We start from the raw sequence: 21,462 nt of genomic DNA, 5'->3' as shown, positions 1-21,462 counted from the left end.
TCCCTTTGTGTTAGTCTGTATGAACGGCCAAAATGACCGCAGGTCCGGCCGAAGTCTTTAAGGGGAGGCGAAAAGTTCCGAATTCTTCCGAAGCCGGTAAGCGGAACATCGCAGCGCCGCGACGCTTAGCGTTCGGCCCGTTCGTGCTCGACATGCTGCGCGGGGGGCTTGTCCGCGACGGCCGGCCGGTTGCGCTCGGGCAAAAAGGCTTGTCGTTGCTTCAAGCCCTGCTGGAGGCATCGGCTCAAGTGCTGAGCAAGACGGCGCTTATGGAAGCGGCTTGGCCCGATGCCGTTGTCGAAGAAAGCAATCTCTCTGTGCAGATTGCCGCCCTGCGCAAGCTGCTCGGGCCACAGCCAGACGGCAGCGAGTGGATCGCCACGGTTCCCCGCAGCGGATATCGTTTCGCCGGTAGCGTCCGTGTGCTGGACGCCGCTGCAGACGGCGCGCTGCCAAGTTCCGGCCAGCCGGCGGGACTCTCCGAAAGACCGTCCATCGCGGTCTTGCCGTTCGCCAATGTCAGCGGCGACAGGGAACAGGCCTATCTGGCTGACGGCATCACGGAGGACATCATCACAGCGCTGACGAGGTTCCGCTGGTTCCGGGTGATCGGCCGCAATTCCAGCTTTGTCTACAAGGACAAGCCAGTCGACTCCAAACAGGTGGCCCGCGAGCTTGGCGTCCGTTATGTGCTGGAAGGCAGCGTGCGCCGGTCCGGCCAGCATATTCGGGTCTCGACGCAATTGGTCGATGCGGCCTCGGCCAATCAGATCTGGGCCGAACGATACGAGATGGAAATGACGGAGGCGTTCGCCGTCCAGGATGCCATAGCCGAGCGGGTGGCCGGCGCGATCGAGCCCGAACTTCTCAAAACGGAATCGCTTCCAGCCACTGCACGCAGCAGCGGAAATGCGACGGCCTGGGACCTGGTGCGGCAAGGTACCTGGCATTTCCACCACGTCGGCCGTCAGACTCACTTGAGTGCCCGCAAGCTGTTCCGGGAGGCATGCAGGCTCGATCCTGAACTCGCCGAGGCCCATCTCTGGCTCGGCCGCGTCAGCGCCGGCATCGTCGCTTACGGCTGGAGCGACAAACCGGAACAGGATATCCGGGAGGGCCTGGATGCAGCCTTGAAGGCGGTTCGGCTCGACGAGAAGAATCCCTATTCGCACTACGCGCTGGCCATCTGCAGCATCTACGCCAATGCACCGGAACAGGCCGTTCTTGACGCGGAAAAGGCGATCGAGATCAGCCCAAGCTTCGCCCTTGGTCATCTGGTGTTGGGGATGGGACAGTTTTTTCGTGGCAGCGCATTCGAAGCGATCGCGCCGCTCGAACACGGCCTTATGTTAAATCCTCACGATCCGCAGAACTTCGTCTGGTTCAATATCCTGGCGCTCGCCCACCTGTTTGCAGGACAGGCAAACGATGCGCTTGCCGCAGCCATCAAGGCGCGCAAGATCGCTCCCGCATGGCGGCCCACTCACGAAACACTCGCCTGCTGCTACGTTTCGCTTGGCCGCCTGCCGGAAGCTGGATCGTGCGTTGAGCTGATGCGGGAAATGGAAAATCCTTCAGGCGATGCCTTGGCGCCGCTCAGGCTGCGCAATCCACATTGGGCAGATGAGATGGCGCATCTGTTGAAGAAAGCCGGGTGGCAGCAATGAGACCGTAGGCCGTTCCCGGCAGATTGGCATCGTCTGGGTGATGTCCGTCGCGCGGCTGTTTGGGCAGTACAGCCAAAGTCCGCTCGCACTTATAAATCCAAAGGTGATGCCGGTCTGTCCCGGGTCCATAGCTGACCCACCGCCTTGCCAAAAATCAGGATTTCTGGTCGTGGGGCAGTGGTGCGGTTGCCTTTTCCAGCCAGGTCAGCGTCTCGCCATCGAGCATCGGTCCGAGCTCGGCCAGCACACGCGCGTGGTATTCGTCGAGCCAATGCAGTTCGTCGCGCGTCAAAAGGTCGGATCGCACCAGCCTGGTGTCGATCGGCGCCAGCGTCAGTGTCTCGAAGCCATGCATGGCGATGTCGCCGCCCTCTATCTGCTCGGCCGGTGTCACCAGAATGAGGTTCTCGATGCGGATGCCGTAGGAGCCTTCCTTGTAGTAGCCCGGCTCGTTGGAGACGATCATGCCTGCCAGCAGCTTTTCGGTGCCGGTCTTTGCGATGCGCTGCGGGCCCTCGTGCACGGCCAGATAGGAGCCGACGCCGTGGCCGGTGCCATGAGCGAAATCGCAGCCATGTTTCCATAGAGCGAGGCGCGCCACGGCATCGATCTCGGAGCCGCGCGTGCCCGGGGGAAAGCGCAGCATCGAAATACCGATCATGCCCTTCAGCACCAGCGTGAAGCGTTCGCGCATTTCCTCGGTCGGTGTGCCGATCGGCACGGTGCGGGTGATGTCGGTGGTGCCGTCCTGATACTGCCCGCCCGAATCGAGCAGGAACAACTCGCCAGACTGAAGTTTTCGGCTGGTGGCGCGGGAAACGCGGTAGTGCATGATGGCGCCGTTCGGGCCGGCGCCCGAGATGGTATCGAAGGACACATCGCGCAGCGGCATTTGCGTTTCCTCGCCGGTGCTGCGGCGGCACTCCTCAAGCTTGGTGACGACCGCGATCTCGTCGAGCTTGCCGGGTTCCTGGCGGTCGAGCCAGCAAAGTAGCTTGGCCACGGCGGCGCCGTCGCGGCGATGCGCGGCGCGGGCGCCGTTGATCTCGGCCTGGTTTTTCGTCGCGCGTGGAATGCGGGCAGGATCGGGTGCAGTGATGACGGTGCCGCCATTGTCCTCGACCAGCATCCTGAGCTTCTCCGCCGCCAGCACCGGATCCAGCGCGATTCTTGCGCCGCCCTTGGCCAATCCTGCGATCGCCGCTTCGAATTCACTGGGTTCGTGCAATTCGGCGAGCTGCGTCAGATAGGCCGCGACGGTGCGCGAAAACTTGCGTTGGTCCATGAAAAGGAGATGCGACCCATCGGCGGCGAGCACGGCGAAGCCGAGTGCCAGCGGCGTGTGCGGCACGTCGCCGCCGCGGATGTCGAAGGCCCAGGCGATGGAGGACGGGTCGGTCAGCACGGCATGGGCGGCGCCGTCCTTGCCGATGGCCTCGGCCAGCCGTGCCAGCTTGTCCTTGGCCAGTTCGCCGGCAAAGGCGATCGGATGGAGCTCGACCGGCGCCAGCGGCGGTTCGGGCTGGTCCTTCCAGATGACGTCGATTGGATTCTTCTCGAGCGGCACCAGTACCGCCCCCGATTTTTCGGCCGAAGCTTTCAGCGCTTTCACGTCGCCGATCGTCTGCAGCCACGGATCGAAGCCAAGCCGCACGCCCTTGCCGAGATTGTCCTTGATCCAGGTGGCGGGCGGATTGTCGACCAGGCTTTCGATCGAGAAGATGTCGAGATCGACCTCCTGGCGTACTTGCAGCGTGTAGCGCCCGTCGACGAACATGACGGCGCGGTCGCCGAGCACGATGGCGACGCCGGCCGAACCGCTGAAGCCAGTCAGCCATTTCAGCCGTGCCGAACGGTCGGCGACATATTCGCCCTGATGCTCGTCGGCACGAGGCACGATGAAGCCATCCAAGCCGTTGGCCGCCAGCCATTGACGCAGCAGCGCCACACGCGGCTTGGCGACAGCGGGGTCGCCGGCGGAATCAAAGGTCTGGAACATCATGGCCTCTCCTTGGGTGCTGGCGCGACCGTAGCGCATGACCCCGAAAATCGGAATCGACTTTTGCTACGCTGACCTTCGGTCCGGAGAAAATCAGCGCAAGATCAAAGTGCTACAGCGTCCGCCGCCTGACAATCGGCGGGATTTGGTCCAGCAGCATCGCATTTGCGCATAGACGACATGCAGAATCAGCGATTTTAAAAGAGGTCAACAGAGCTTACCTTTTTGGCGTGGAGGAACGGTTCTTATTGCCCTGCAAAGGAGACCATCATGTCCACAATTTCAGCCAGACGCGGATTTTTCAGAAGCGCTGTGAATGCTCTCATCGAAGCGCGCCAGCGCGAAGCGAGCCGCTATGTGAGCGGCGTTCTGCTTGGCTTTGACGACGAAACGCTGAAAGCGAACGGCTACGATCGCGAAGAACTGAAGAAGGCCGCAAGGTCGCGCTATATCTGAGCGAATTTGCGTCACCGCTTGAGGTGGATCGTCACCCAGCCCTCGCGATGCAACGTCCTGACATGGCGGAACTGCTGGCCGACATAGGCCGAGACCACCGCGTCGCGCTGCCGGTCGAGGATGCCTGACAGCACGATCGAGCCGCCCAGGGCGATATGCCTGGCCATTTCGGGCGCCAGCCGCATCAGCGGCCGCGCCAGTATGTTGGCGACGATAAGGTCGAAAGGGCCGCGCGCGGCAAAGATCGGATGGTGGAAGCCCGGCGCCGTCACCGTTTCGACGAGCGCCTTGACTCGGTTGAGCCGTGCATTGGCGGCGGCGACCTTTATGGCGACCGGATCGATGTCGGTCGCCAGCACCGGGATATGGGCGAGCTTGGCAAGCGCGATGGCCAGCACCGCACTGCCGGTGCCGAGGTCGAGCGCGTTGCGCGGGCGCTCGCGCCGCACGACCTGTTCCAGCATTTCAAGGCAGCCGGCAGTAGTGCCGTGATGGCCGGTGCCGAAGGCGAGGCCCGCCTCGATCTCGATGGCGAGCTCGCCGCTGTGGCGCTTCCTGCGGTCATGCGCGCCGTGGACGAAGAAACGGCCGGCGCGCACCGGCTTCAGTCCCTCCAGCGAACGCGTCACCCAGTCGATATCTGGCACGGGCTCGCGCGCAATCGGCCTCGACAAGGCGAGCCCGGCAAGGATCTCTTCCACGCGCGCCTCGACGGCGTCGACATCGCCGTCGGCATAGAGCGACACTTCCTGGATGTCGCGATCCTCATCGACTTCGAGAATGGCAATCGGCAGACCCTCGTCCTCGAAGGCCGTTTCGAACGCCGCGAAGATACGGTCGGCCTCGATCTTTCCAGTGGTGAAATAAAGCCGCGTTTGGGTCATCAGACGATGATCTTGTTTGAGCATGATCTTTTCCGAAAACCGGTCCCACTTTTCGCTGTCGCGGACCTTCGGTTCGGGATCATTGCTCTAACCTTCCGCCGCCAGCCGCTTGAGCTTGGCGATGGCGGTGTCCGGGCTTTCGCCATAAGCGATGGTGCCGGCGAAATCGCCCCTGGCGTTGAGCAGCAACACCGAAGCGGTGTGGTCCATCGTGTAGTCGCCGTTGCCCGTATCGACCTTTTTCGAATAGATGCCGAAGGATTTGGCCATGGCTTGGACCTTGTCCGGGTCGCCAGTGATACCGAGGATGCGGTCGGAGAAATTGCTGATATAGGCTTTCAAGACGTCGGGCGTGTCGCGCTCCGGGTCGACCGTCACGAAATAGGCGCGCAGGTTCTTGCCATCGTCCCCCATCGTCTTCAGCCAGCCGGCCAGTTCGAACAGCGTGGTCGGGCAGACTTCCGGGCAATGGGTGAAGCCGAAGAAGACGACGCTGGGGTGGCCGCGAAACGCAGCCTCGGTGATCGGGGCGCCCTTCTGGTCGACCAGCGTGAACGGCGCGCCATAGGGCTCGCCGCCAAAGCGGTCGCGGTACCATTCAAAGGTGAGCCAGCCGATGCCCGCCGTCATCAGGACGAGAATGCCGACCAGTATTGAACGCATCATCAATTCGGTGTCCGTCGTGATTTTCATTGGCGTCGTATCGGCGCCATGGAGCTTGTTTGGCGAACACTCTTAACGGTTTGATCTCGCGCGCGCAAAGATGTCGCGTTGCCGCAACCGGCATTCCTGTCAAAAAATGATCCGCTTGCAAAGCGCTGCCGCCCGTCCCACCTGAGGTCGGCAAAAACTCGAACCGCAGGAGGCTTCCTTGCGAAAACTGATCGGCGGCGCTTTGGCCGCATACCTTGTCATCTGTGCTGGTGCGGCTGTCGCCCAGGAGGTCGGCAAGGTCGGCGTCGATTGGCTCGGCAACGACATCATCGTCGAGGCGATCAAGGATCCGAAGGTCGAAGGCGTGACCTGCCACGTCTCCTATTTCGACCGCGGCGTGATCGATCGCCTGCAAAAGGGCAACTGGTTCGAGGATCCGTCCGATTCCTCGATCTCGTGCCGCCAGACCGGGCCGATCACCATCAGCGACATCGACATGAGCGAGGCCGGCGAGGAGGTGTTCAAGCAGGGCATCAGCCTGATCTGGAAGAAGCAGGTGGTGAACCGCATCTACGACAAGACCAATGAGACCCTGATCTATCTGTCGCATTCGCGCCAGGTGCAGGACGGTTCGGCGAAAATGTCGGTCACCACCGTGCCGCTCTACGGCCAGAACGTGGTGTGGAGCAACGGCAAGCCGAAATAGGCTCTGGTAACAGGTGACGGACGATTGGTCCCGCTTGCGGGACCAATCGCTCGGGCGTAAAGCCGCCGGGATGGACCGTCCCGAAAATCTCGTCCTGAAAGACCCCGAGCCGCGCATCCACCCGACTGCGGAGTTGAAGGCGTGCAAGCTTGGACGCTACGCCTCGATCGGCGAGCGGGTTATCCTGCGCGAGGTATCGGTCGGCGACTTCTCCTATTTCGAGCGCCACGCCGAGGCGATCTACACCACGATCGGCAAGTTCTGTTCGATCGCCGCCAACAGCCGCATCAACGCGCTGGAGCATCCGATCGAGCGGCTGACCCAGCACAAGGTCAGCTATCGCCCGAACGAGTATTTTCGCTGGCTGGGCGTCGACGCCGGATTTCGGGAACGACGGCGGGCGCAATCCGTCAGCATCGGCCACGATGTCTGGATCGGCCATGGTGTGGTGATCATGCCCGGCGTGACCATCGGCAATGGCGCGATCGTCGGCGCCAATGCTGTGGTGACGCGCGACGTACCTGCTTATGCGATTGTCGCCGGCGTTCCGGCCAGGCAATTGCGCCAACGCTTCGCGGCGGACATCGCCGCGCGGATCGAAAGCCTCGCCTGGTGGGACTGGCCGCCCGAGAAACTGGCCAAGGCAGTCCCCGACATGCAGGCAATGCCGATCGAGGCCTTCCTCGACCGCTGGGAAAACGAAATATCCTGATTTGGCAGGCGCGTGCACGGTTATGTCCGTGAAATCCTTCCTTGCAAGGGAACCCGGAGCGGTTGCCGGTTGTTTCTCTTGCCATGATCGAGCAGCTTTTCACCAGGATCGCCAACTATGTTGCCCATCTTGCCGGTCTGCCGGCGACATTCGCCGTCTGTTTTCTGATCATCGTTGTCTGGGCGGCAAGCGGGCCGTTGTTCGGCTTTTCGGATACGTGGCAACTCGTCATCAATACCGGCACGACGATCGTCACCTTCCTGATGGTGTTTCTCATCCAGAACACCCAGAACCGCGATGGCACGGCTATTCAGACGAAACTCGACGAGTTGATCCGGGCCGGCAAAGCTCACAATACTTTTATCGGCATCGAGCACCTGACCGAATCCGAGGTCGAGGAGATCCGCAAAAAATGTGAACAGGCGGCGAAACGGCATGATACGGCGGTCAAGAAAGCCACTGCGCAAAAGCGCGGCTCGAAGACACATGCGGCGTGAGCGTCAGCTTTCCATAAACGCCGCGAAAGCCTCCTTGTAATCCGGATGCCAGCGCGACAGAGCAGGGCGGTTCTCGATGATGTCGCCGATCGCCCAAGCCATGCGCTTTTCGTCCATAGGCCGTGTCGCCTCGTTGTCGGGGCACAGGATGTAGAAGTCGCCACGCACCAGCGAGGCCAGCATGAAGTCGATCACCTGCTCGCCCGTCCAGGCGCCGGCGGGCTTTTCGGTCGCACCCTCGGTCAGGCCGGTAAAAGTGAACCCCGGAATGAGCAGATGCGCCGCAATCTTTGCGCCGGGCTCGTTGCGCAGCGCGTGTGCCAGGCCCTCGGTGAAGGTCTTCACACCGGATTTGGAGACGTTGTAGGCAAGATTGCCGGGCGGCGTGGTGATGCCTTGCTTGGAGCCGGTGTTGACGATCAGGCCCGGCCTGCCGGCCGCCAGCATGCGCGGCACGAAGGCCTCGACGCCATGGACGACGCCCCAGAAATTGATGTCCAGCAGCCGCTTCCAGGCGTCGCGGTTCTCCCAGGGTTTGCCGGGATTGTTGCCGACGCCGGCATTGTTCATCAACAGCGACACGCCGCCGAAGGCACCGAACGCCTTTTCGGCCAGCCGGTCGAGTTCGTCGGCTTTCGAGACATCGGTGGCAACAGCAAGCACCGCGTTAGCGCCGGCAATCGTGGCAACGGCGCCGGCAGCCTCATCGAGCCGCGCGCCGCCGATATCGGCCAGCACGATTTTCAGGCCCATCGCCGCCAGCCGCTTGGCTGCGGCAAGGCCGATGCCGCTGGCGCCGCCGGTGATGACGGCAACGTTGCCGGAGGCAAAGGCAGGCAAAGCGCTCTGGATTTCGGCATCGGTGGTCATGGCTAATAGCGTCCTCGTTCAAGTTGCGCCGAACTTAGCGCGGCGAGGGGCTCGCGCAAGCCCGCTTTGGCATCCTTGGGTTGACCACATCGGCAGGCGCTGCGCATGCTGTCCGCGTAAGAAGGAGATTACCGATTGACCGACTGGATCGAGATCCTGAAAGAACAGACCGCCACCGGCGACCAGATGAGCCGCGAGGTGCCGCAAATGCTTGCCAATCCCGACATCAGCGAAGCGCAAGTGAAGACGCTGTTTTCGGCGCTCGAAAAACAGGCGGAGTTCGTCGAGAAGCTGCGCATGGCGCTGGAAAAATTTGGCCATGATTTTTCGGTGATCAAGGCGGCCGAGCGGCTTGAGGAGCGCTATGCCGACCTTGCGGCCTCTGTGGCGGAAAAGCTGAAAGCGATGCGGGAATAGGCAGACCTATTTTTCGAACAGCCTCTCGAACCGCCTGTCCGGTACGAACCAGATCATGGCAACCAGCACATAGAGCGCGACGCTGATCCATTGATTGACGAAGGTCAGCGGAATGGCGGCGATGTAGAGGACCACCGAGATCTTTTCCTTGCGGTCGGTGCCCACCGCTCTGGCGAAGGCAGTGTCGTTGCCATGCAGCCGGTGCAGCATGACGACTAGAATGAAGTAGGCGGCCGCGCAAAGCGCCAGGACAACACCGTAAACGGCGACAGGCACCGGCGCGAAATGGTTTTCGCCCATGAATGCGGTGGTGACGGGCATCAGCGACAGCCAGAACAGCAGATGCAGATTGGCCCACAGCACGCGGCCATCCACTCGCTGCACGGTGTGGAACATGTGGTGCAAATTGTTCCAGTAGATGCCGACATAGATGAAGGACAGCACGTAGCTGAGAAACGTGGGCCATAGAGGTGCCAGGACGGAAAACTCCGCGCCATGCGGCACCTTCAACTCGAGCACCATGATGGTGATGATGATGGCGATGACGCCATCGGTAAATGCCTCGACTCGTCCCTTGCCCATGGATTTCCTCTGCTGCGCCTGGCTCATCCTAGGCGATCGAAGTGGCTGGAGGGAAGGCCTGGGCGCTGTCGTTCAGCCGTTCGGCGTCTCGGGCGAAAGATGCGCGCTGACGCGGCATGCCGAGGCCGGTGTCCGGCGGCTCGCCGGCGGCCGGCCTGTCTTCGATCATGTGCATAGTGCGCCAGCGGCCGAAGCGGTAATAGGTGGCTGCCAGCGCGAGCGAGGTGATCGAGCCGACCGGAAAGCTCCACCACAGCGCTTCCTCGCCGATCAACAAGAAGAGGGGCCGATCAACAACGAGAGGGGAAGGTGAGTGCGGCCATCATCAATCGCTGTCGCGCGCGATCAGCTCCAGCGGCCAGACCTCACGGATGATCCGCGCGCCCTCAGGCCCGGCGAAGGCCGGGATCGACGCCAGCAGCATTTCGGCCAGCCGCCGTCCCATCGGCTCCAGGGGAGGGCGGAAGCCGGTCAGCGCCGGTGAAAAATAGCGGCAGAGCGGCGTGTCGACGATGACGATCACCGCAATGTCGTGACCGGGCTTGATGCCCATCTCGGCCAGCGCCTTGCAGCCGCCCAGTGCCATCGCGTCATTGTTGAAGATGATAGCGGTCGGCGGGTCCTTGGAGCGCATCACCTGCGGCGTCACTCCGTATCCCCCGGCCTCGTTGATGAAGCCATCCGCGATCAGCCCGGGGTCGACCTCGATGCCGTGACGGCGCAACGCCTTGCGATAGCCGGCCAGGAACAGATAGCCGAAATTGAGGTTGAGAGACGGGCGGATGGCCGCGATGCGGCGGTGGCCGCGCGCCACCAGGCGGTCGACCGCCTCGGCCCCGGCCTTCTCGAAATCGAGGTCGAGCGACGGATAGGATTTGCCGCCCGATCGGCTGCGGCCGAGCGTCGCGAACGGGAAGCCGACCCTGGTCAGGTAATCGATGCGCTCGTCCTCGCGACGCGTCCAGGCGAGCACCACCGCATCGGCTCGGCGCGTCTCGACCACCCGGCGCAGGCGCTCCTGCTGGTAGTCGCCCGGCGCGCCCATCACCACGATCAGGTCGAGCCCGCTTTCGGCGAGTTTCGCCTGCAGCCCGGTCAGGAACGGAATGAAGAACGGTTCGCCATATTGCTGGTCGCCCGGATGCGGCTGCAGCATGAAGGCGATCGAATGGGTGGCGCCGCGCCGCAGGCTGCGGCCGGACTGGTTCGGCGAATAGTTCAGCTTTGCCGCGGCATCGAGCACGCGCTGGCGCGTGTCGGCATTGACGTCGGCACGGCCGTTGAGCGCGCGCGACACGGTGCCGATCGAAATGTTCAGGTGACGCGCAAGGTCGTGGATGCTGGACGCCAAAGGACAATTCTCCCCTTGCCTGGCTATCACCGGCCGCTCTTCAGGCCAAGGCAATAAAGGTGATTTTCGCGAGCGGCCAATTGACATTCTACGCCTTCCGGTGTGTTCTCGTAAACGTTTACGGAAAAACGTTTACGGTCATGCCGTGAATGTCGTGACGATAGGTCTGGAGGGGCCGAGTGGAGGAGGAGCGCTGGATGATGAATGTCGTCCTGGTCGGCTGCGGAGCGATGAGCAAGCACTGGCTCGATGCGGCGAGCCAGATCGACGGGTTGGCTATTGTCGGCCTTGTCGACCTCGACGCCGGCAGGGCGAAGGCGAGGGCGCGCGAATATGAGCTTGCCGGCGCCATTGTCGGAACCAATCTTGACGCCGTGCTCGACCAGACCAAACCCGACGCAGTGTTCGACGTCGTGGTTCCGGTGGCCCGGCGCGAGGTTGCGCTCTCCGCGTTTGCCCATCATTGCCACCTCCTGACGGAGAAGCCGCTGGCTGACAGCCCGGAGAACGCGCGCGCCATCGTCGAGGCTGCCCGACGCGCCAAGCGCGTGCACGCCGTCGTCCAGAACCGCCGCTATGTCGCCAACGTCAGGCGCATCAGGCGTTTTCTCGATTCCGGCGCCATCGGTGCCCCAACCAGCATCCACGCCGAATTCTTTGTCGCGCCGCATTTCGGCGGGTTTCGCGAGGAGATGCGCCATGTCCTGCTGCTCGACATGGCGATCCATACTTTCGACGCCGCCCGCTACATGGTCGGCGCTGCACCGGCCAGCGTCTATTGCCAGGAATGGGAGCCGGCCAATTCCTGGTACCGGCAGGGATCGTCGGCCACCGCCATCTTCGAGTTCGGCGGCGGCAAGCTGTTTACTTATGCCGGTTCCTGGTGCGCCGACGGGTTCCGCACCAGCTGGGAGGCCACGTGGCGCATCGTCGCCGAGCGCGGCAGCCTGGTCTGGGACGGCGAGGACGGGTTGAAGGCGGAAGTCGCGCGGCCTATCCGCGAAGGCCTGTTCGATCGCACAGAGCCGCTCGCCGTGTCGCCGCTCGATCCGAGAGACCGCATCGGCGGCCATCTCGGCATCATCCAGGATTTTGTGCGCGCCGTCGAAACCGGCACTGAGCCGGAGACGCGCGGCACCGACAACATCAAAAGCCTGGCCATGGTCTTCGGCGCGATCGAGAGCGCCGAAACCGGACGCCGGGTCGCGATCGCACAGGAAGGATGACGATGCCAAACCCGCTTCTCGACATCAGGATCGGCACCATGGTGCGGGCCAATCTCGATGACCCGGCCGCTTATATCAAGGCGATCCTGCCGCTCGGCTTCGAGAGCATCCAGCCCTTCTTCTGGCAGACGCTGGGCGGCAAGGATCTTCCACGGCTGGCCGGCCAGATCCGCGAGGCGATCGGCGACGCCGACGTCGTCGTCTCCTCGCTCGGCGTGTTCGGCAATCCGCTGGAAAGCGGCGATGTCGATCGCGGCGTGCTTCACGCATGGGAAACGGCCATCGATCATGCGCATCTGTTCGGCACCTCGATGGTGAGCGGCTTCACCGGCCGCCTCCGCGGCAAGCCGCTGCCCGACAGCCTGCCGCGCTTCCGCGAGGTCTGGGGACCACTGGCTCGGCGCGCCGCCGACAAGGGCGTGCGCATCGCCTTCGAGAATTGCGCGATGGACGGCAACTGGGCTGATGGAGACTGGAACATCGCCCACAATCCGGACGCCTGGGAGCTGATGTTCAACGAATTGCCCGATGACAATCTCGGCCTGGAATGGGAGCCCTGCCACCAGCTCGTCTATCTGATCGATCCGATCCCGCAGATCCGCAAATGGGCGCCGCGCATCTTCCATGTCCACGGCAAGGACGCGACGGTGCGCTGGGACGTGATCCGCGAGCATGGCGTGTTCGGCCGGCTGCCGTTCGTGCAGATGCGCACGCCGGGCTTCGGCGACAGCGACTGGACGGGGGTGATCAGCGAATTGCGGCTGGCCGGATACAAGGGCGCCATCGACATCGAGGGCTGGCACGACCCGGTTTACCGCGGCGACCTTGAGATTACAGGGCAGGCTCGCTCGCTCGATTACCTCAAGCAATGCCGGGGAGGTGCGACATATCTGCCGAACCCGGCGTGAGGTGGCCGGCGCGAGGAGCCGGCCAGCGAAGCATTGCGGCGAGAAGCCGAAGCATTCGTCGAAAACCCCTCGGCTTGCGAGGGAACAAAGGGAGGAACGTGCATGAGCATCACGATGAGAAGGACAGTTCTGCGCTCGACCGTCCTGGCGGCCGCCACGGCGCTCGCCGCCGCAATCTCCACCTTGCCCGCCCAGGCGCTCGATGCCCAGTGGTGCAAGGACGTCCATATCCGCTTCTTCGTCGGCGGCGCCGAGGGCGACGCCTTCGGCACCATCGTCTACAATGGCGCCAAGCAGGCCGAGGCCGATCTTGGGCCGAAGGTCGACTACATCTTTTCCCAATGGGATGTCGAGAAGATGGTGCAGCAATTGCGCGAGGCCGTCGCGGTCAAGCCCGGCGGCATCGCCATGATGGGCCACCCGGGCGATGCTTCGATCATGCCGCTGGCCGAACAGGCGCACAAGGACGGCATCAGGATGATGTACCAGAACGTGCCGGTGCCGAAGGTCACGGCAGCGTTCGGCGGCGGCTATGTCGGCGCCCAGCAGGAGCAGCAAGGCCGGGCGCTCGGCGCCGAGGCGTTCAAGCTGGCCGGGCTCAAGGCCGGCGACAAGGCGATCATGATCGGCCCGTTCGAGAACGAGAACCGCGGCGCGCGCGAGCGCGGCACGGTCGCCGCCCTGAAAGAGGCGGGCGTCGAGGTCATCCAGCTCTCCTCGCCGCCGAGCGGCGAATGGGCTTCCGACCCCAATCTGGCCATTCCGGTGATTACCGCAGCACTCCTCAACAATCCCGACGTCAAGGCGGTTGGCTATCCCGGCGGACAGATGCTGGGCAACGTCCCGACTTACATGCAGGCGGCGGGCAGGAAGGCGGGCGATATCTTCAATTTCGGCTTCGACACCAGCCCGCAGATCGTCGAGGGCTTCAAGGGCGGCTGGGTGCAGCTGACGGCCGACCAGCAGCCGTTCCTGCAGGGTTATCTGCCGATCCTCAGCCTCTGCCAGCAGGCGGTGCTGGGCCTAGCGCCAATGAATGTCGACACCGGCGCCGGCTTCGTCACGCCTGAGAATTACGAGATCGTCGCCGAGCTCGCCAAGCAGGCGCTGCGCTGACTTTCTAACACGGCATGCCGGTCGGGCAGGCCGACCGGCAGCCGGAACCAAGCGAGGATCGCAATGGCCGAACGCCTTATCGAACTGCGCGACATCAGCAAGTCCTATGGCCAGGTCTACGCGCTGGGCGGGGTTAATCTCAGCGTCGACCGCGGCGAGGTGGTCGGCCTGATCGGCGACAACGGCGCCGGCAAGTCGACGCTGATCAAGATTCTGTCCGGCGTGGTCAGGCCGACCAGCGGCGAGATCCTCATCCGCGGCAAGCCGGTGACCGGCTGGAGCGCGGCGCGCTCGCGCGACGCCGGCATCGAGACCGTGTTCCAGGATCGGGCGCTGGCCGTGCAGCAGACGATCGTGCGCAACATCTTCATGGGCCGCGAGCTCACCGGCTGGTTCGGCTGGCTGAAGGTCGGCAAGGAGATCGAGGAGGCGAGCCGGCTGATGCGCGAGATCGGCTTCACCTCGAAAGTGTTCACGCCGCAATCGATCGTCGGCCAGCTCTCCGGCGGCGAACGCCAGGGCGTGGCGATCGCCCGCGCCATCTATAAGCAGGCCGACCTGATCATCCTCGACGAGCCGACGACGGCGCTGTCGCTGACCGAAACCGCCAAAGTCTTCCATTTCGTGCGCCAGGTGCGGGCGAGCGGCCGATCGATCCTGTTCATCGGCCACAACATCCATCACGTCTTCGATATTGCCGACCGCTTCGTCGTGCTCGATCGCGGCAAGGTCGCGCTCACCGCTGACCGCAGCCAAGTCAAGGCGGCCGAAGACCTCATCAACTTCATGGAAGACGTCGCGCATCCGGGCGGATTGCCGGGACTGCACGACGCCGGCGACGCGGAGCAGAGAGCACGATGAGCAAGACAATAGAGCCCGATCTGCACGAGCCGTCCGCCGGCATCTCCCGTCCCGGCAATCCCCGGAAAGAGTGGAAACACCCATCTGATCACCGGATGCGCGGCTTCATCCTCGACAACCGCGCCGCACTCGGCACGCTTGCCGTGTTCGTGGTGATGATGACAGTGTTCATGATCGCCAACCCGACCGTCTTCACCACCTGGTATCTCTACAGCTCCGTGCTCACCACGCTGCCGGTAGCGCTGTTCGTGGTGGTGCCGCTGGTCTTCGTCGTCACCTGCGGCGAGATCGACCTGTCGTTTCCGGCGACGATGGGTTTTGCCTCATGGGTCTTCGCGCTGGTCGTGCAGGCCGGCTACGACCCGTTTCTCGGCATCGCCGCCGCCATTGCAACGGGCACGTTGCTCGGCTTCCTGGTCGGGTCGCTGGTCGTCTATGGCGGGCTGTCGTCGCTGATCGCCACGCTCGGCATGAATTTCCTGCTGCGCGGCCTGATCCAGATTATCAACGAAGGCAGGTCGACGGCGCTGACCAGCCTTGCCGACAGTTGGGCCTACAAGATCTTCTCCAGCCAACTCTACGGCATCCCGGTGCAGATCTTCTGGGCCATCGGCTTCGTCGTGCTGTCGGCGCTGCTCTACAACAGGCATCGCTTCGGCGCGCAGGTGAAGGTGGTCGGCGACAATCCCGACAGCGCCCAACAGATGGGCATCGACGTCAAGCGCGTGCGGGTGAAAGTGTTCGTCTTCGTCGGCATCGGGGCGGCGATCGCCGGCACCTTCTCGGTGATGATCAACTTCACCTGGTGGCCGACGGCTGGCGACGGCTATTTGCTGCCGGTGCTGGCATCGGTGTTCGTTGGCGGCACGCCGACCTGGGGCGGGGTCGGTACCGTGGTCGGCGGCGCCATCGGCGCCGTCACCGTGTCGTTCATCCAGACCGGCGTCGTCGCGGCAGGCCTGAGCGGCTTCTATGTCCAGTTCTTCAACGGGCTGATCATCATCCTGTCGCTGCTCGGCCACAAATGGAACCAGGCGCGGTATCGGTGAGGGGGATACTCACACCCCGGTGACAAACCCGTCCAGCACGCGTTTCTGGCCGGCCTTGTCGAAGTCGATGGTCAGCTTGTTGCCTTCGATGGCGGCAATGTTGCCGTTGCCGAATTTCTGGTGGAAGACGCGGTCGCCGACATTGAAGGCCGACGGCTTGTCGGCAACGGACTTGGCGACCAGTTCGCCGTCGATGGTGCGGCCCTTGATCGAGGTGCGGCCGGCGCCATAGCCGCTGTCGGTCTCGCCATAGCCGATGCGCTCGACCTGATGGCCGGAACGCGAGCCCCAGTTGCGGTCGGTCGCCTCGGTGCGGTTCTGTTGCGCGCGCTGCCAGCCCGGCGTCGCATAGGTGTTGGAAAAGGCGCCGGATTTCTCGGTGCCGCCTGTATTGCCGCCAACATTGTCGAAGCGCGAAGCGCCATAGGGGTTCTGCCTTCCTGCCCCCTGGCCGCCTCGTCCGGAGGCGAAGGAGCCGCCGCCGTAGGCATTGCCGTACCCGCCATAGGAGTTGCCGCCCTCGGCGACCTCGACATGGGCTTCCGGCAATTCATCGAGGAAGCGCGACGGGATGGTCGATTGCCACAGGCCGTGGATGCGGCGGTTGGAGACGAACCACAAATGCAGGTTCTTCTTGGCGCGGGTCAGCCCGACATAGGCCAGCCGCCGTTCTTCCTCCAGCCCGGAGCGGCCGCCCTCGTCGAGCGCGCGCTGGTGTGGAAAAAGACCTTCCTCCCAACCGGGGAGAAAAACGGTCTCGAATTCGAGGCCCTTGGCCGAATGCAGCGTCATGATGTTGACGGCGTCGAGCTCGGCGTTCTGCTCGGCGTCCATCACCAGAGCGACATGTTCAAGGAAGGAGCGCAGCGATTCATACTCCTCCATGGAGCGGATCAGTTCCTTGAGGTTTTCCAATCGGCCGGGAGCTTCCACCGAGCGGTCGTTCTTCCACATGTCGGTGTAGCCGCTCTCCTCCAGGATGATCTCGGCGAGCTCGGTGTGCGGCGTGGTCTCCAGCGCCTTCTGCCAGCGCTCGAAATTGGCGGCGACTTCGCGCAGCGCTGCGCGCGGCTTCGGCTTCAATTCGTCGCTCTCGGCGAGTTTTTCCGCAGCCTCCAGCATCGGGATGCGAAGCGCCCTGGCGGTGTCGTGGATCTGGCGGATGGTGGCTTCGCCCAGCCCGCGCTTCGGCACGTTGACGATGCGCTCGAAGGCGAGGTCGTCTGCCCCTTGCGCGACGACGCGGAAGAAGGCCAGCGCATCGCGGATTTCGAGACGCTCGTAGAAGCGCGGGCCGCCAATGACGCGATAGTTGAGGCCGAGCGTGACGAAGCGGTCCTCAAACTCGCGCATCTGGAAGGACGCGCGGACAAGAATGGCCATGTCGTTGAGGTTATGCTTCTGCCGCTGGTAGGCCTCGATGGTTTCGCCGACGGCGCGGGCCTCTTCCTCGGAATCCCAGGCGGCATGGACATGCACCTTCTCGTCGTCCTCTGCGACCTTTTCGGTGAACAGCGTCTTGCCGAAGCGGCCTTCATTGTGGGCGATGAGATGGGAGGCGGTGCCGAGGATGTGCGCAGTGGAGCGGTAGTTGCGCTCCAGCCGGATGATCGCGGCGCCGGGGAAATCCTTGTCGAAGCGCAGGATGTTGTCGACCTCGGCCCCACGCCAGCCATAGATGGATTGATCGTCGTCGCCGACGCAGCAAATGTTTACTTTACTTTCGCTCACGGGCTGTTCCGCGCCTGCCGGCACGGGCCCTCCGCGGGGGCCTCGCAACGGCTCGGACGCCCGGTCGGGCTTGCGGCCGTCAGCCGTTCGCAAACCTGTCGACGTAGAAGTGCGTCCGGCGTCCGGCCGCTGGGCCAGCAAGCGCAGCCACATGTATTGGGCGGTGTTGGTGTCCTGATACTCGTCGACGAGGATGTAGCGGAAGCGCTTGTGATACTCCTTCAGCACGTCCGGATTGGCGCGGAAGATGCGGATCGGGTGGCACAGGAGGTCGCCGAAGTCGCAAGCGTTCAGCGTTTTCAGCCGCTCCTGATAGGCCTTGTAGAGCTCACGGCCCTTGCCGTTGGCGAAGGCGCGGGCGTCGCCCTCGGGAATGTCGGCAGGGCCAAGCCCCTTGTTCTTCCAGCCGTCGATCATCTGGGCGAACTGCTTGGCCGGCCAGCGCTTGTCGTCCAGCCCTTCGGCCTGGATGAGCTGCTTGATCAGGCGAACGACGTCGTCGGTGTCGAGGATGGTAAAGTCGGATTTGAGCCCGGCAAGCTCGGCGTGCCTGCGCAGCAGCTTCACGCCAATCGAGTGGAAGGTGCCGAGCCACGGCATGCCCTCTATCTGATGGCCGACCAGCAGGCCAATGCGCTGCTTCATTTCGCGCGCGGCCTTGTTGGTAAAGGTGACGGCGAGGATCTGCCAAGGCTCGGCCCTCTTGGTCTCAAGGATGTGAGCGATGCGGGTGGTCAACACGCGTGTCTTGCCGGTGCCGGCGCCGGCCAGCACCAGAACCGGGCCTTCCGTGGTTTCCACCGCCAGCCGCTGCTCGGGGTTGAGGCCGTTCAGATAGTCGGGCGCATTGGTGTGGCCGCTGCGGGCAGCCATGGCGCGCGCGGCAATGCCCGACGGGGCCACGGGCCGCGCGTTCGGTTCGTCAAAAAAAGGCATATCTTCCGAAAAGCCGGACATCTCCCCCGAATGTAGTGATTCGGCAGCGAAAGGCCAGAAGTGTCTCCGTTTTGTTCTCAATCCAGGCGGGGGAGTTACAAATCCGGTAGAACACCACCTATAGCGCCGGCCTGCTTGACAGCCATGGCGGGCCGGAGAAAGTTGTGCTCGGGGCAGGAACGCAATGCCGGGTTGCCCATTGACGCGTGCGAAGCGCGCACCAGTCGAAGGAGCATCGTCTTGGCTGTCGTCATCACCTCCCTCATCCTTTTCCTCATCGGCCTGGTACTCGGCGGCGGCGGCATCTGGTTAGCTTCGCTAGGCGGCAGTTGGTATTACATCATTGCCGGCATCGCCTTCCTCGTCGCTGCCTGGCTGCTCTACAGGCGCAAATCCATGGCGCTGTGGCTGTACGCGGCGATCGTCATCGGCACGCTTTGCTGGGCGGTCTGGGAAACCGGCTTCGACTGGTGGGAGCTCGGTCCGCGCGGCGGCATCATCGTGCTTATCGCGTTGTGGCTGCTGACGCCGTGGGCGCGGCGCGGGCTCGCCGGTCCCGATGGACGCGCGCCGCTGATCCTCGCGGTGCTGGCGTCGATCGGCGTCGCCGGCTATTCGATGACGACCGATCCAAAGGATATTGCCGGCGAACTCAACACCGACAAGGTGACGCCGACCGCCGATCTCGGCGGCAATGTGCCAGCCGGCGAATGGCACTATTACGGTCGCACGCAGTATGGCCAGCGCTATTCGCCGCTCGACCAGATCACCCCCGAAAACGTTGCCAATTTGCAGCCGGCCTGGACCTATCGCACCGGCGATGTGAAAGGGCCCGACGACATCAGTGAGACGACCTATCAGGTGACGGCGCTGAAGATTGCCGATACGCTCTACATCTGCACACCGCACAATTTCGCCATTGCGATCGATGCCGCCAGCGGCAAGGAGAAATGGCGCTTCGATCCCAAGATCAAGTTGAACAAGGATCGCCAGCACCAGACCTGCCGCGGCGTGTCCTATTACGCCGATGCCAAAATCGCCGCCGGCCAGCCTTGTGCGGCACGCATCTATCTGCCGACATCCGACGCTCGGCTGATCGCGCTCGACGCCGCGAATGGCCAGGTCTGTCCCACATTTGCCGAAAGCGGCACACTGAACCTGCTCGCCAACATGCCATATCCGAAGCCGGGCTATTATTATTCGACTTCGGCGCCGCTGATCGTCGCCAACAAGATCATCGTCGGCGGGGCGGTCAACGACAATTATTCAACGCAGGAGCCGTCCGGCGTCATCCGCGCCTTCGACGTCGACACCGGCGCCGTGATTTGGAACTGGGATTCCGGCAATCCGGACCAGACGACGCCACTGGCGCCGGATCAGACCTATACCCACAACTCGCCCAACATGTGGTCGACGGCGAGCGCCGACGAGAAGCTCGGCTTGCTCTATGTGCCGCTCGGCAACCAGACGCCGGACCAGCTCGGCCTGGGGCGCAGCGCCAATGTCGAGAAATTCTCCTCCTCGATCACCGCGCTCGATCTCAACACCGGCCAATTGCGCTGGGTGCGGCAGACCGTGCATCATGATCTGTGGGACATGGACGTGCCGGCACAGCCGACGCTGGTCGACATCACCACGGCCGGCGGCGTCGTGCCGGCGCTGGTCGGGCCGACCAAGCAGGGCGACCTCTATGTGCTCGACCGGCGCAGCGGCGAGCCGATCGTCCCGGTCAACGAAGTGCCGGCGCCGGGCGGCGCGATCGAGGGCGACCACACCTCGCCGACGCAGCCGGCTTCGGATCTGAGTTTCAATCCGAAGCCGCTGACCGGGGCGGACATGTGGGGCATCACCATGTTTGACCAGCTGGCCTGCCGGATCGAATTCCTGAAACTGCGCTACGAGGGCCGCTATACGCCGCCGTCGCTGCAAGGCTCGCTGATCTATCCCGGCAATTTCGGCACATTCAACTGGGGCGGCGTCGCCGTCGATCCGGTCCGGCAGGTGATGTTCGGCATGCCGACATACCTGGCGTTCATCTCCAGGCTGGTCCCGCGCGCGGACGTGCCGCCGCCGGGCGATACCAAGGGCAGCGAACAGGGCCTAAATCGCAATGACGGTGCGCCTTACGCAGTGATATTGAAGCCGTTTCTGTCGCCGCTCGGTATTCCCTGCCAAGCGCCGCCCTGGGGCTATGTCGCGGGCGTCGATCTCAGGACCGGCAAGATCGTCTACAAACACCGCAACGGCACCGTCTACGACATGACGCCGCTGCCACTGCCGTTCAAGGTCGGCGTGCCGGGCATTGGCGGGCCGATGATCACCGCCGGCGGCGTCGCCTTCCTTGGTGCTGCGGTCGACGACTTTTTCCGCGCTTATGATCTGACGACCGGCAGGCAGCTATGGCAGACCCGGCTGCCGGCCGGCGGGCAGTCGACGCCGATGACCTACACGGTCGCCGACGGTCGTCAGTTCGTGGTCATCGTCGCCGGCGGCCATGGCTCGGTCGGTACCAAGCCGGGGGATTACGTGATGGCCTATACGCTGCCGAAATAAGGCGTTCAGTCGTTGGTTTTCGAGCGGCTGCCGGCAGGCCGGCGCCGGTTGCTGCGGACCTTGACCGTCGATCGCCTGGCCGCCAAGGCGGCGGACCGCAGCGCCAGCAGCGCAGCGCCGGCAAGCACGAATGCGCTTACGAGGATCGGGGTCGGGAAGGTCATGGGCGTTGTTCCTTCTTGTCAGAGCCAGCCACAGGGTAGGCAGGATCACTACCGGCGGCTTTCGTTCATACTGCGACAGCACCGCCAAGATTGTCGGAGATGACCAAAATTTTGATGAAGATG

General features: G+C 63.4%; 21 protein-coding genes. 12 read left to right on the top strand and 9 right to left on the bottom strand.

Annotated elements, in window-relative coordinates; translation table 11 throughout:
* The first annotated feature begins 32 nt into the window (after positions 1-32).
* Positions 33-1,667 carry a winged helix-turn-helix domain-containing tetratricopeptide repeat protein gene (locus tag CIT26_RS23415; protein WP_342587034.1) on the top strand — a complete coding sequence of 545 codons (1,635 nt, stop codon included), beginning with the start codon at positions 33-35 and terminating at the stop codon, positions 1,665-1,667.
* Between the two features lie 154 nt (positions 1,668-1,821).
* Here CIT26_RS23415 and CIT26_RS23410 read toward each other — a convergent pair whose 3' ends face one another.
* Entirely contained in the window at positions 1,822-3,666 is a 1,845-nt protein-coding gene (locus tag CIT26_RS23410; protein WP_095494814.1) for an aminopeptidase P family protein, read from the bottom strand.
* A gap of 270 nt (positions 3,667-3,936) precedes the next feature.
* Between CIT26_RS23410 and CIT26_RS23405 the strand changes: the two genes are divergently transcribed.
* Positions 3,937-4,122, top strand: a complete 186-nt coding sequence (locus tag CIT26_RS23405; protein WP_095494740.1) for a hypothetical protein — start codon at positions 3,937-3,939, stop codon at positions 4,120-4,122.
* Between the two features lie 11 nt (positions 4,123-4,133).
* Here CIT26_RS23405 and CIT26_RS23400 read toward each other — a convergent pair whose 3' ends face one another.
* Together CIT26_RS23400 and CIT26_RS23395 are read right to left on the bottom strand one after the other, a co-directional pair.
* Entirely contained in the window at positions 4,134-5,006 is an 873-nt protein-coding gene (locus tag CIT26_RS23400) for a 50S ribosomal protein L11 methyltransferase (RefSeq protein ID WP_095494813.1), read from the bottom strand.
* Positions 5,007-5,093: 87 nt separating this feature from the next.
* Positions 5,094-5,672 (bottom strand): SCO family protein, encoded by a 579-nt coding sequence (locus tag CIT26_RS23395; protein ID WP_095494812.1) that lies wholly within the window; start codon positions 5,670-5,672, stop codon positions 5,094-5,096.
* Between the two features lie 205 nt (positions 5,673-5,877).
* Here CIT26_RS23395 and CIT26_RS23390 point away from each other — a divergent pair, with 205 nt between their 5' ends.
* The 3 genes from CIT26_RS23390 (at position 5,878) to CIT26_RS23380 (ending at position 7,575) form a co-directional block, all read left to right on the top strand.
* Positions 5,878-6,366 (top strand): CreA family protein, encoded by a 489-nt coding sequence (locus tag CIT26_RS23390; RefSeq protein WP_095494739.1) that lies wholly within the window; start codon positions 5,878-5,880, stop codon positions 6,364-6,366.
* A 70-nt stretch (positions 6,367-6,436) separates the two neighbouring features.
* A complete protein-coding gene (locus tag CIT26_RS23385; protein ID WP_095494738.1) occupies positions 6,437-7,078 on the top strand; it encodes a DapH/DapD/GlmU-related protein in 642 nt (213 codons plus the stop codon).
* Between the two features lie 83 nt (positions 7,079-7,161).
* Positions 7,162-7,575 (top strand): low affinity iron permease family protein, encoded by a 414-nt coding sequence (locus tag CIT26_RS23380; RefSeq protein ID WP_167391519.1) that lies wholly within the window; start codon positions 7,162-7,164, stop codon positions 7,573-7,575.
* Positions 7,576-7,578: 3 nt separating this feature from the next.
* On the opposite strand, the gene CIT26_RS23375 is transcribed toward CIT26_RS23380, so the two are convergent.
* A complete protein-coding gene (locus CIT26_RS23375; protein WP_095494737.1) occupies positions 7,579-8,445 on the bottom strand; it encodes an SDR family NAD(P)-dependent oxidoreductase in 867 nt (288 codons plus the stop codon).
* Positions 8,446-8,580: 135 nt separating this feature from the next.
* Between CIT26_RS23375 and CIT26_RS23370 the strand changes: the two genes are divergently transcribed.
* A complete protein-coding gene (locus tag CIT26_RS23370; RefSeq protein ID WP_095494736.1) occupies positions 8,581-8,862 on the top strand; it encodes a hypothetical protein in 282 nt (93 codons plus the stop codon).
* Between the two features lie 6 nt (positions 8,863-8,868).
* On the opposite strand, the gene CIT26_RS23365 is transcribed toward CIT26_RS23370, so the two are convergent.
* From CIT26_RS23365 to CIT26_RS23355, 3 genes are read right to left on the bottom strand one after another with little or no spacing between them, the layout of a single operon-like run.
* Positions 8,869-9,444 (bottom strand): TMEM175 family protein, encoded by a 576-nt coding sequence (locus CIT26_RS23365; RefSeq protein WP_095494735.1) that lies wholly within the window; start codon positions 9,442-9,444, stop codon positions 8,869-8,871.
* Positions 9,445-9,472: 28 nt separating this feature from the next.
* Positions 9,473-9,721, bottom strand: a complete 249-nt coding sequence (locus tag CIT26_RS23360) for a hypothetical protein (protein WP_245319527.1) — start codon at positions 9,719-9,721, stop codon at positions 9,473-9,475.
* Positions 9,722-9,769: 48 nt separating this feature from the next.
* Positions 9,770-10,795, bottom strand: a complete 1,026-nt coding sequence (locus tag CIT26_RS23355; protein ID WP_095494734.1) for a LacI family DNA-binding transcriptional regulator — start codon at positions 10,793-10,795, stop codon at positions 9,770-9,772.
* A 197-nt stretch (positions 10,796-10,992) separates the two neighbouring features.
* Between CIT26_RS23355 and CIT26_RS23350 the strand changes: the two genes are divergently transcribed.
* The 5 genes from CIT26_RS23350 (at position 10,993) to CIT26_RS23330 (ending at position 15,955) form a co-directional block, all read left to right on the top strand.
* Positions 10,993-12,021: a Gfo/Idh/MocA family protein gene (locus CIT26_RS23350; protein ID WP_095494733.1), complete on the top strand. Its 1,029-nt coding sequence runs from the start codon at positions 10,993-10,995 to the stop codon at positions 12,019-12,021.
* 2 nt (positions 12,022-12,023) lie between these two features.
* Positions 12,024-12,929, top strand: coding sequence for a sugar phosphate isomerase/epimerase family protein (locus CIT26_RS23345; RefSeq protein ID WP_206072803.1), 906 nt, complete (start codon positions 12,024-12,026; stop codon positions 12,927-12,929).
* 102 nt (positions 12,930-13,031) lie between these two features.
* Positions 13,032-14,045, top strand: a complete 1,014-nt coding sequence (locus tag CIT26_RS23340) for a substrate-binding domain-containing protein (RefSeq protein ID WP_095494731.1) — start codon at positions 13,032-13,034, stop codon at positions 14,043-14,045.
* 63 nt (positions 14,046-14,108) lie between these two features.
* Complete coding sequence (locus tag CIT26_RS23335; RefSeq protein ID WP_095494730.1) at positions 14,109-14,906, top strand: ATP-binding cassette domain-containing protein; 798 nt, start codon at positions 14,109-14,111, stop codon at positions 14,904-14,906.
* On the top strand, positions 14,903-15,955 hold the full coding sequence (locus tag CIT26_RS23330; RefSeq protein ID WP_095494729.1) for an ABC transporter permease: 1,053 nt from the start codon (positions 14,903-14,905) through the stop codon (positions 15,953-15,955). Before CIT26_RS23335 ends, CIT26_RS23330 begins: the two co-directional genes overlap by 4 nt.
* Positions 15,956-15,964: 9 nt before the next feature.
* On the opposite strand, the gene CIT26_RS23325 is transcribed toward CIT26_RS23330, so the two are convergent.
* Positions 15,965-18,643 carry an ATP-dependent helicase gene (locus CIT26_RS23325; protein ID WP_095494728.1) on the bottom strand — a complete coding sequence of 893 codons (2,679 nt, stop codon included), beginning with the start codon at positions 18,641-18,643 and terminating at the stop codon, positions 15,965-15,967.
* A 219-nt stretch (positions 18,644-18,862) separates the two neighbouring features.
* Here CIT26_RS23325 and CIT26_RS23320 point away from each other — a divergent pair, with 219 nt between their 5' ends.
* The gene (locus tag CIT26_RS23320) at positions 18,863-21,175 is read left to right on the top strand and encodes a glucose/quinate/shikimate family membrane-bound PQQ-dependent dehydrogenase (protein ID WP_095494727.1); all 2,313 of its coding nucleotides are present in this window, start codon (positions 18,863-18,865) and stop codon (positions 21,173-21,175) included.
* Positions 21,176-21,180: 5 nt separating this feature from the next.
* Here CIT26_RS23320 and CIT26_RS36775 read toward each other — a convergent pair whose 3' ends face one another.
* On the bottom strand, positions 21,181-21,339 hold the full coding sequence (locus CIT26_RS36775; protein WP_095494726.1) for a hypothetical protein: 159 nt from the start codon (positions 21,337-21,339) through the stop codon (positions 21,181-21,183).
* Between the last annotated feature and the right edge of the window lie 123 nt (positions 21,340-21,462).

The sequence above is a fragment of the Mesorhizobium temperatum genome (assembly GCF_002284575.1).
In the GTDB taxonomy this organism is placed as follows: Bacteria; Pseudomonadota; Alphaproteobacteria; order Rhizobiales; family Rhizobiaceae; genus Mesorhizobium; species Mesorhizobium temperatum.
The sequence above is the reverse complement of the archived record's forward strand: the minus strand, read 5'-3'. Positions and strand labels throughout refer to the sequence as shown.

Excerpts from the sequence above, each read along its gene's own strand:
- CIT26_RS23385 (WP_095494738.1), top strand. The coding sequence starts at position 6,437 with ATGGACCGTCCCGAAAATCTCGTCCTGAAAGACCCCGAGCCGCGCATC.
- CIT26_RS23375 (WP_095494737.1), bottom strand. The coding sequence starts at position 8,445 with ATGACCACCGATGCCGAAATCCAGAGCGCTTTGCCTGCCTTTGCCTCC.
- CIT26_RS23405 (WP_095494740.1), top strand. The coding sequence starts at position 3,937 with ATGTCCACAATTTCAGCCAGACGCGGATTTTTCAGAAGCGCTGTGAAT.
- CIT26_RS23330 (WP_095494729.1), top strand. The coding sequence starts at position 14,903 with ATGAGCAAGACAATAGAGCCCGATCTGCACGAGCCGTCCGCCGGCATC.
- CIT26_RS23325 (WP_095494728.1), bottom strand. The coding sequence starts at position 18,643 with ATGTCCGGCTTTTCGGAAGATATGCCTTTTTTTGACGAACCGAACGCG.
- CIT26_RS23400 (WP_095494813.1), bottom strand. The coding sequence starts at position 5,006 with ATGACCCAAACGCGGCTTTATTTCACCACTGGAAAGATCGAGGCCGAC.
- CIT26_RS23340 (WP_095494731.1), top strand. The coding sequence starts at position 13,032 with ATGAGCATCACGATGAGAAGGACAGTTCTGCGCTCGACCGTCCTGGCG.
- CIT26_RS23395 (WP_095494812.1), bottom strand. The coding sequence starts at position 5,672 with ATGATGCGTTCAATACTGGTCGGCATTCTCGTCCTGATGACGGCGGGC.
- CIT26_RS23415 (WP_342587034.1), top strand. The coding sequence starts at position 33 with ATGACCGCAGGTCCGGCCGAAGTCTTTAAGGGGAGGCGAAAAGTTCCG.
- CIT26_RS23365 (WP_095494735.1), bottom strand. The coding sequence starts at position 9,444 with ATGGGCAAGGGACGAGTCGAGGCATTTACCGATGGCGTCATCGCCATC.
- CIT26_RS23345 (WP_206072803.1), top strand. The coding sequence starts at position 12,024 with ATGCCAAACCCGCTTCTCGACATCAGGATCGGCACCATGGTGCGGGCC.
- CIT26_RS23350 (WP_095494733.1), top strand. The coding sequence starts at position 10,993 with ATGATGAATGTCGTCCTGGTCGGCTGCGGAGCGATGAGCAAGCACTGG.
- CIT26_RS23410 (WP_095494814.1), bottom strand. The coding sequence starts at position 3,666 with ATGTTCCAGACCTTTGATTCCGCCGGCGACCCCGCTGTCGCCAAGCCG.
- CIT26_RS23335 (WP_095494730.1), top strand. The coding sequence starts at position 14,109 with ATGGCCGAACGCCTTATCGAACTGCGCGACATCAGCAAGTCCTATGGC.
- CIT26_RS36775 (WP_095494726.1), bottom strand. The coding sequence starts at position 21,339 with ATGACCTTCCCGACCCCGATCCTCGTAAGCGCATTCGTGCTTGCCGGC.
- CIT26_RS23380 (WP_167391519.1), top strand. The coding sequence starts at position 7,162 with ATGATCGAGCAGCTTTTCACCAGGATCGCCAACTATGTTGCCCATCTT.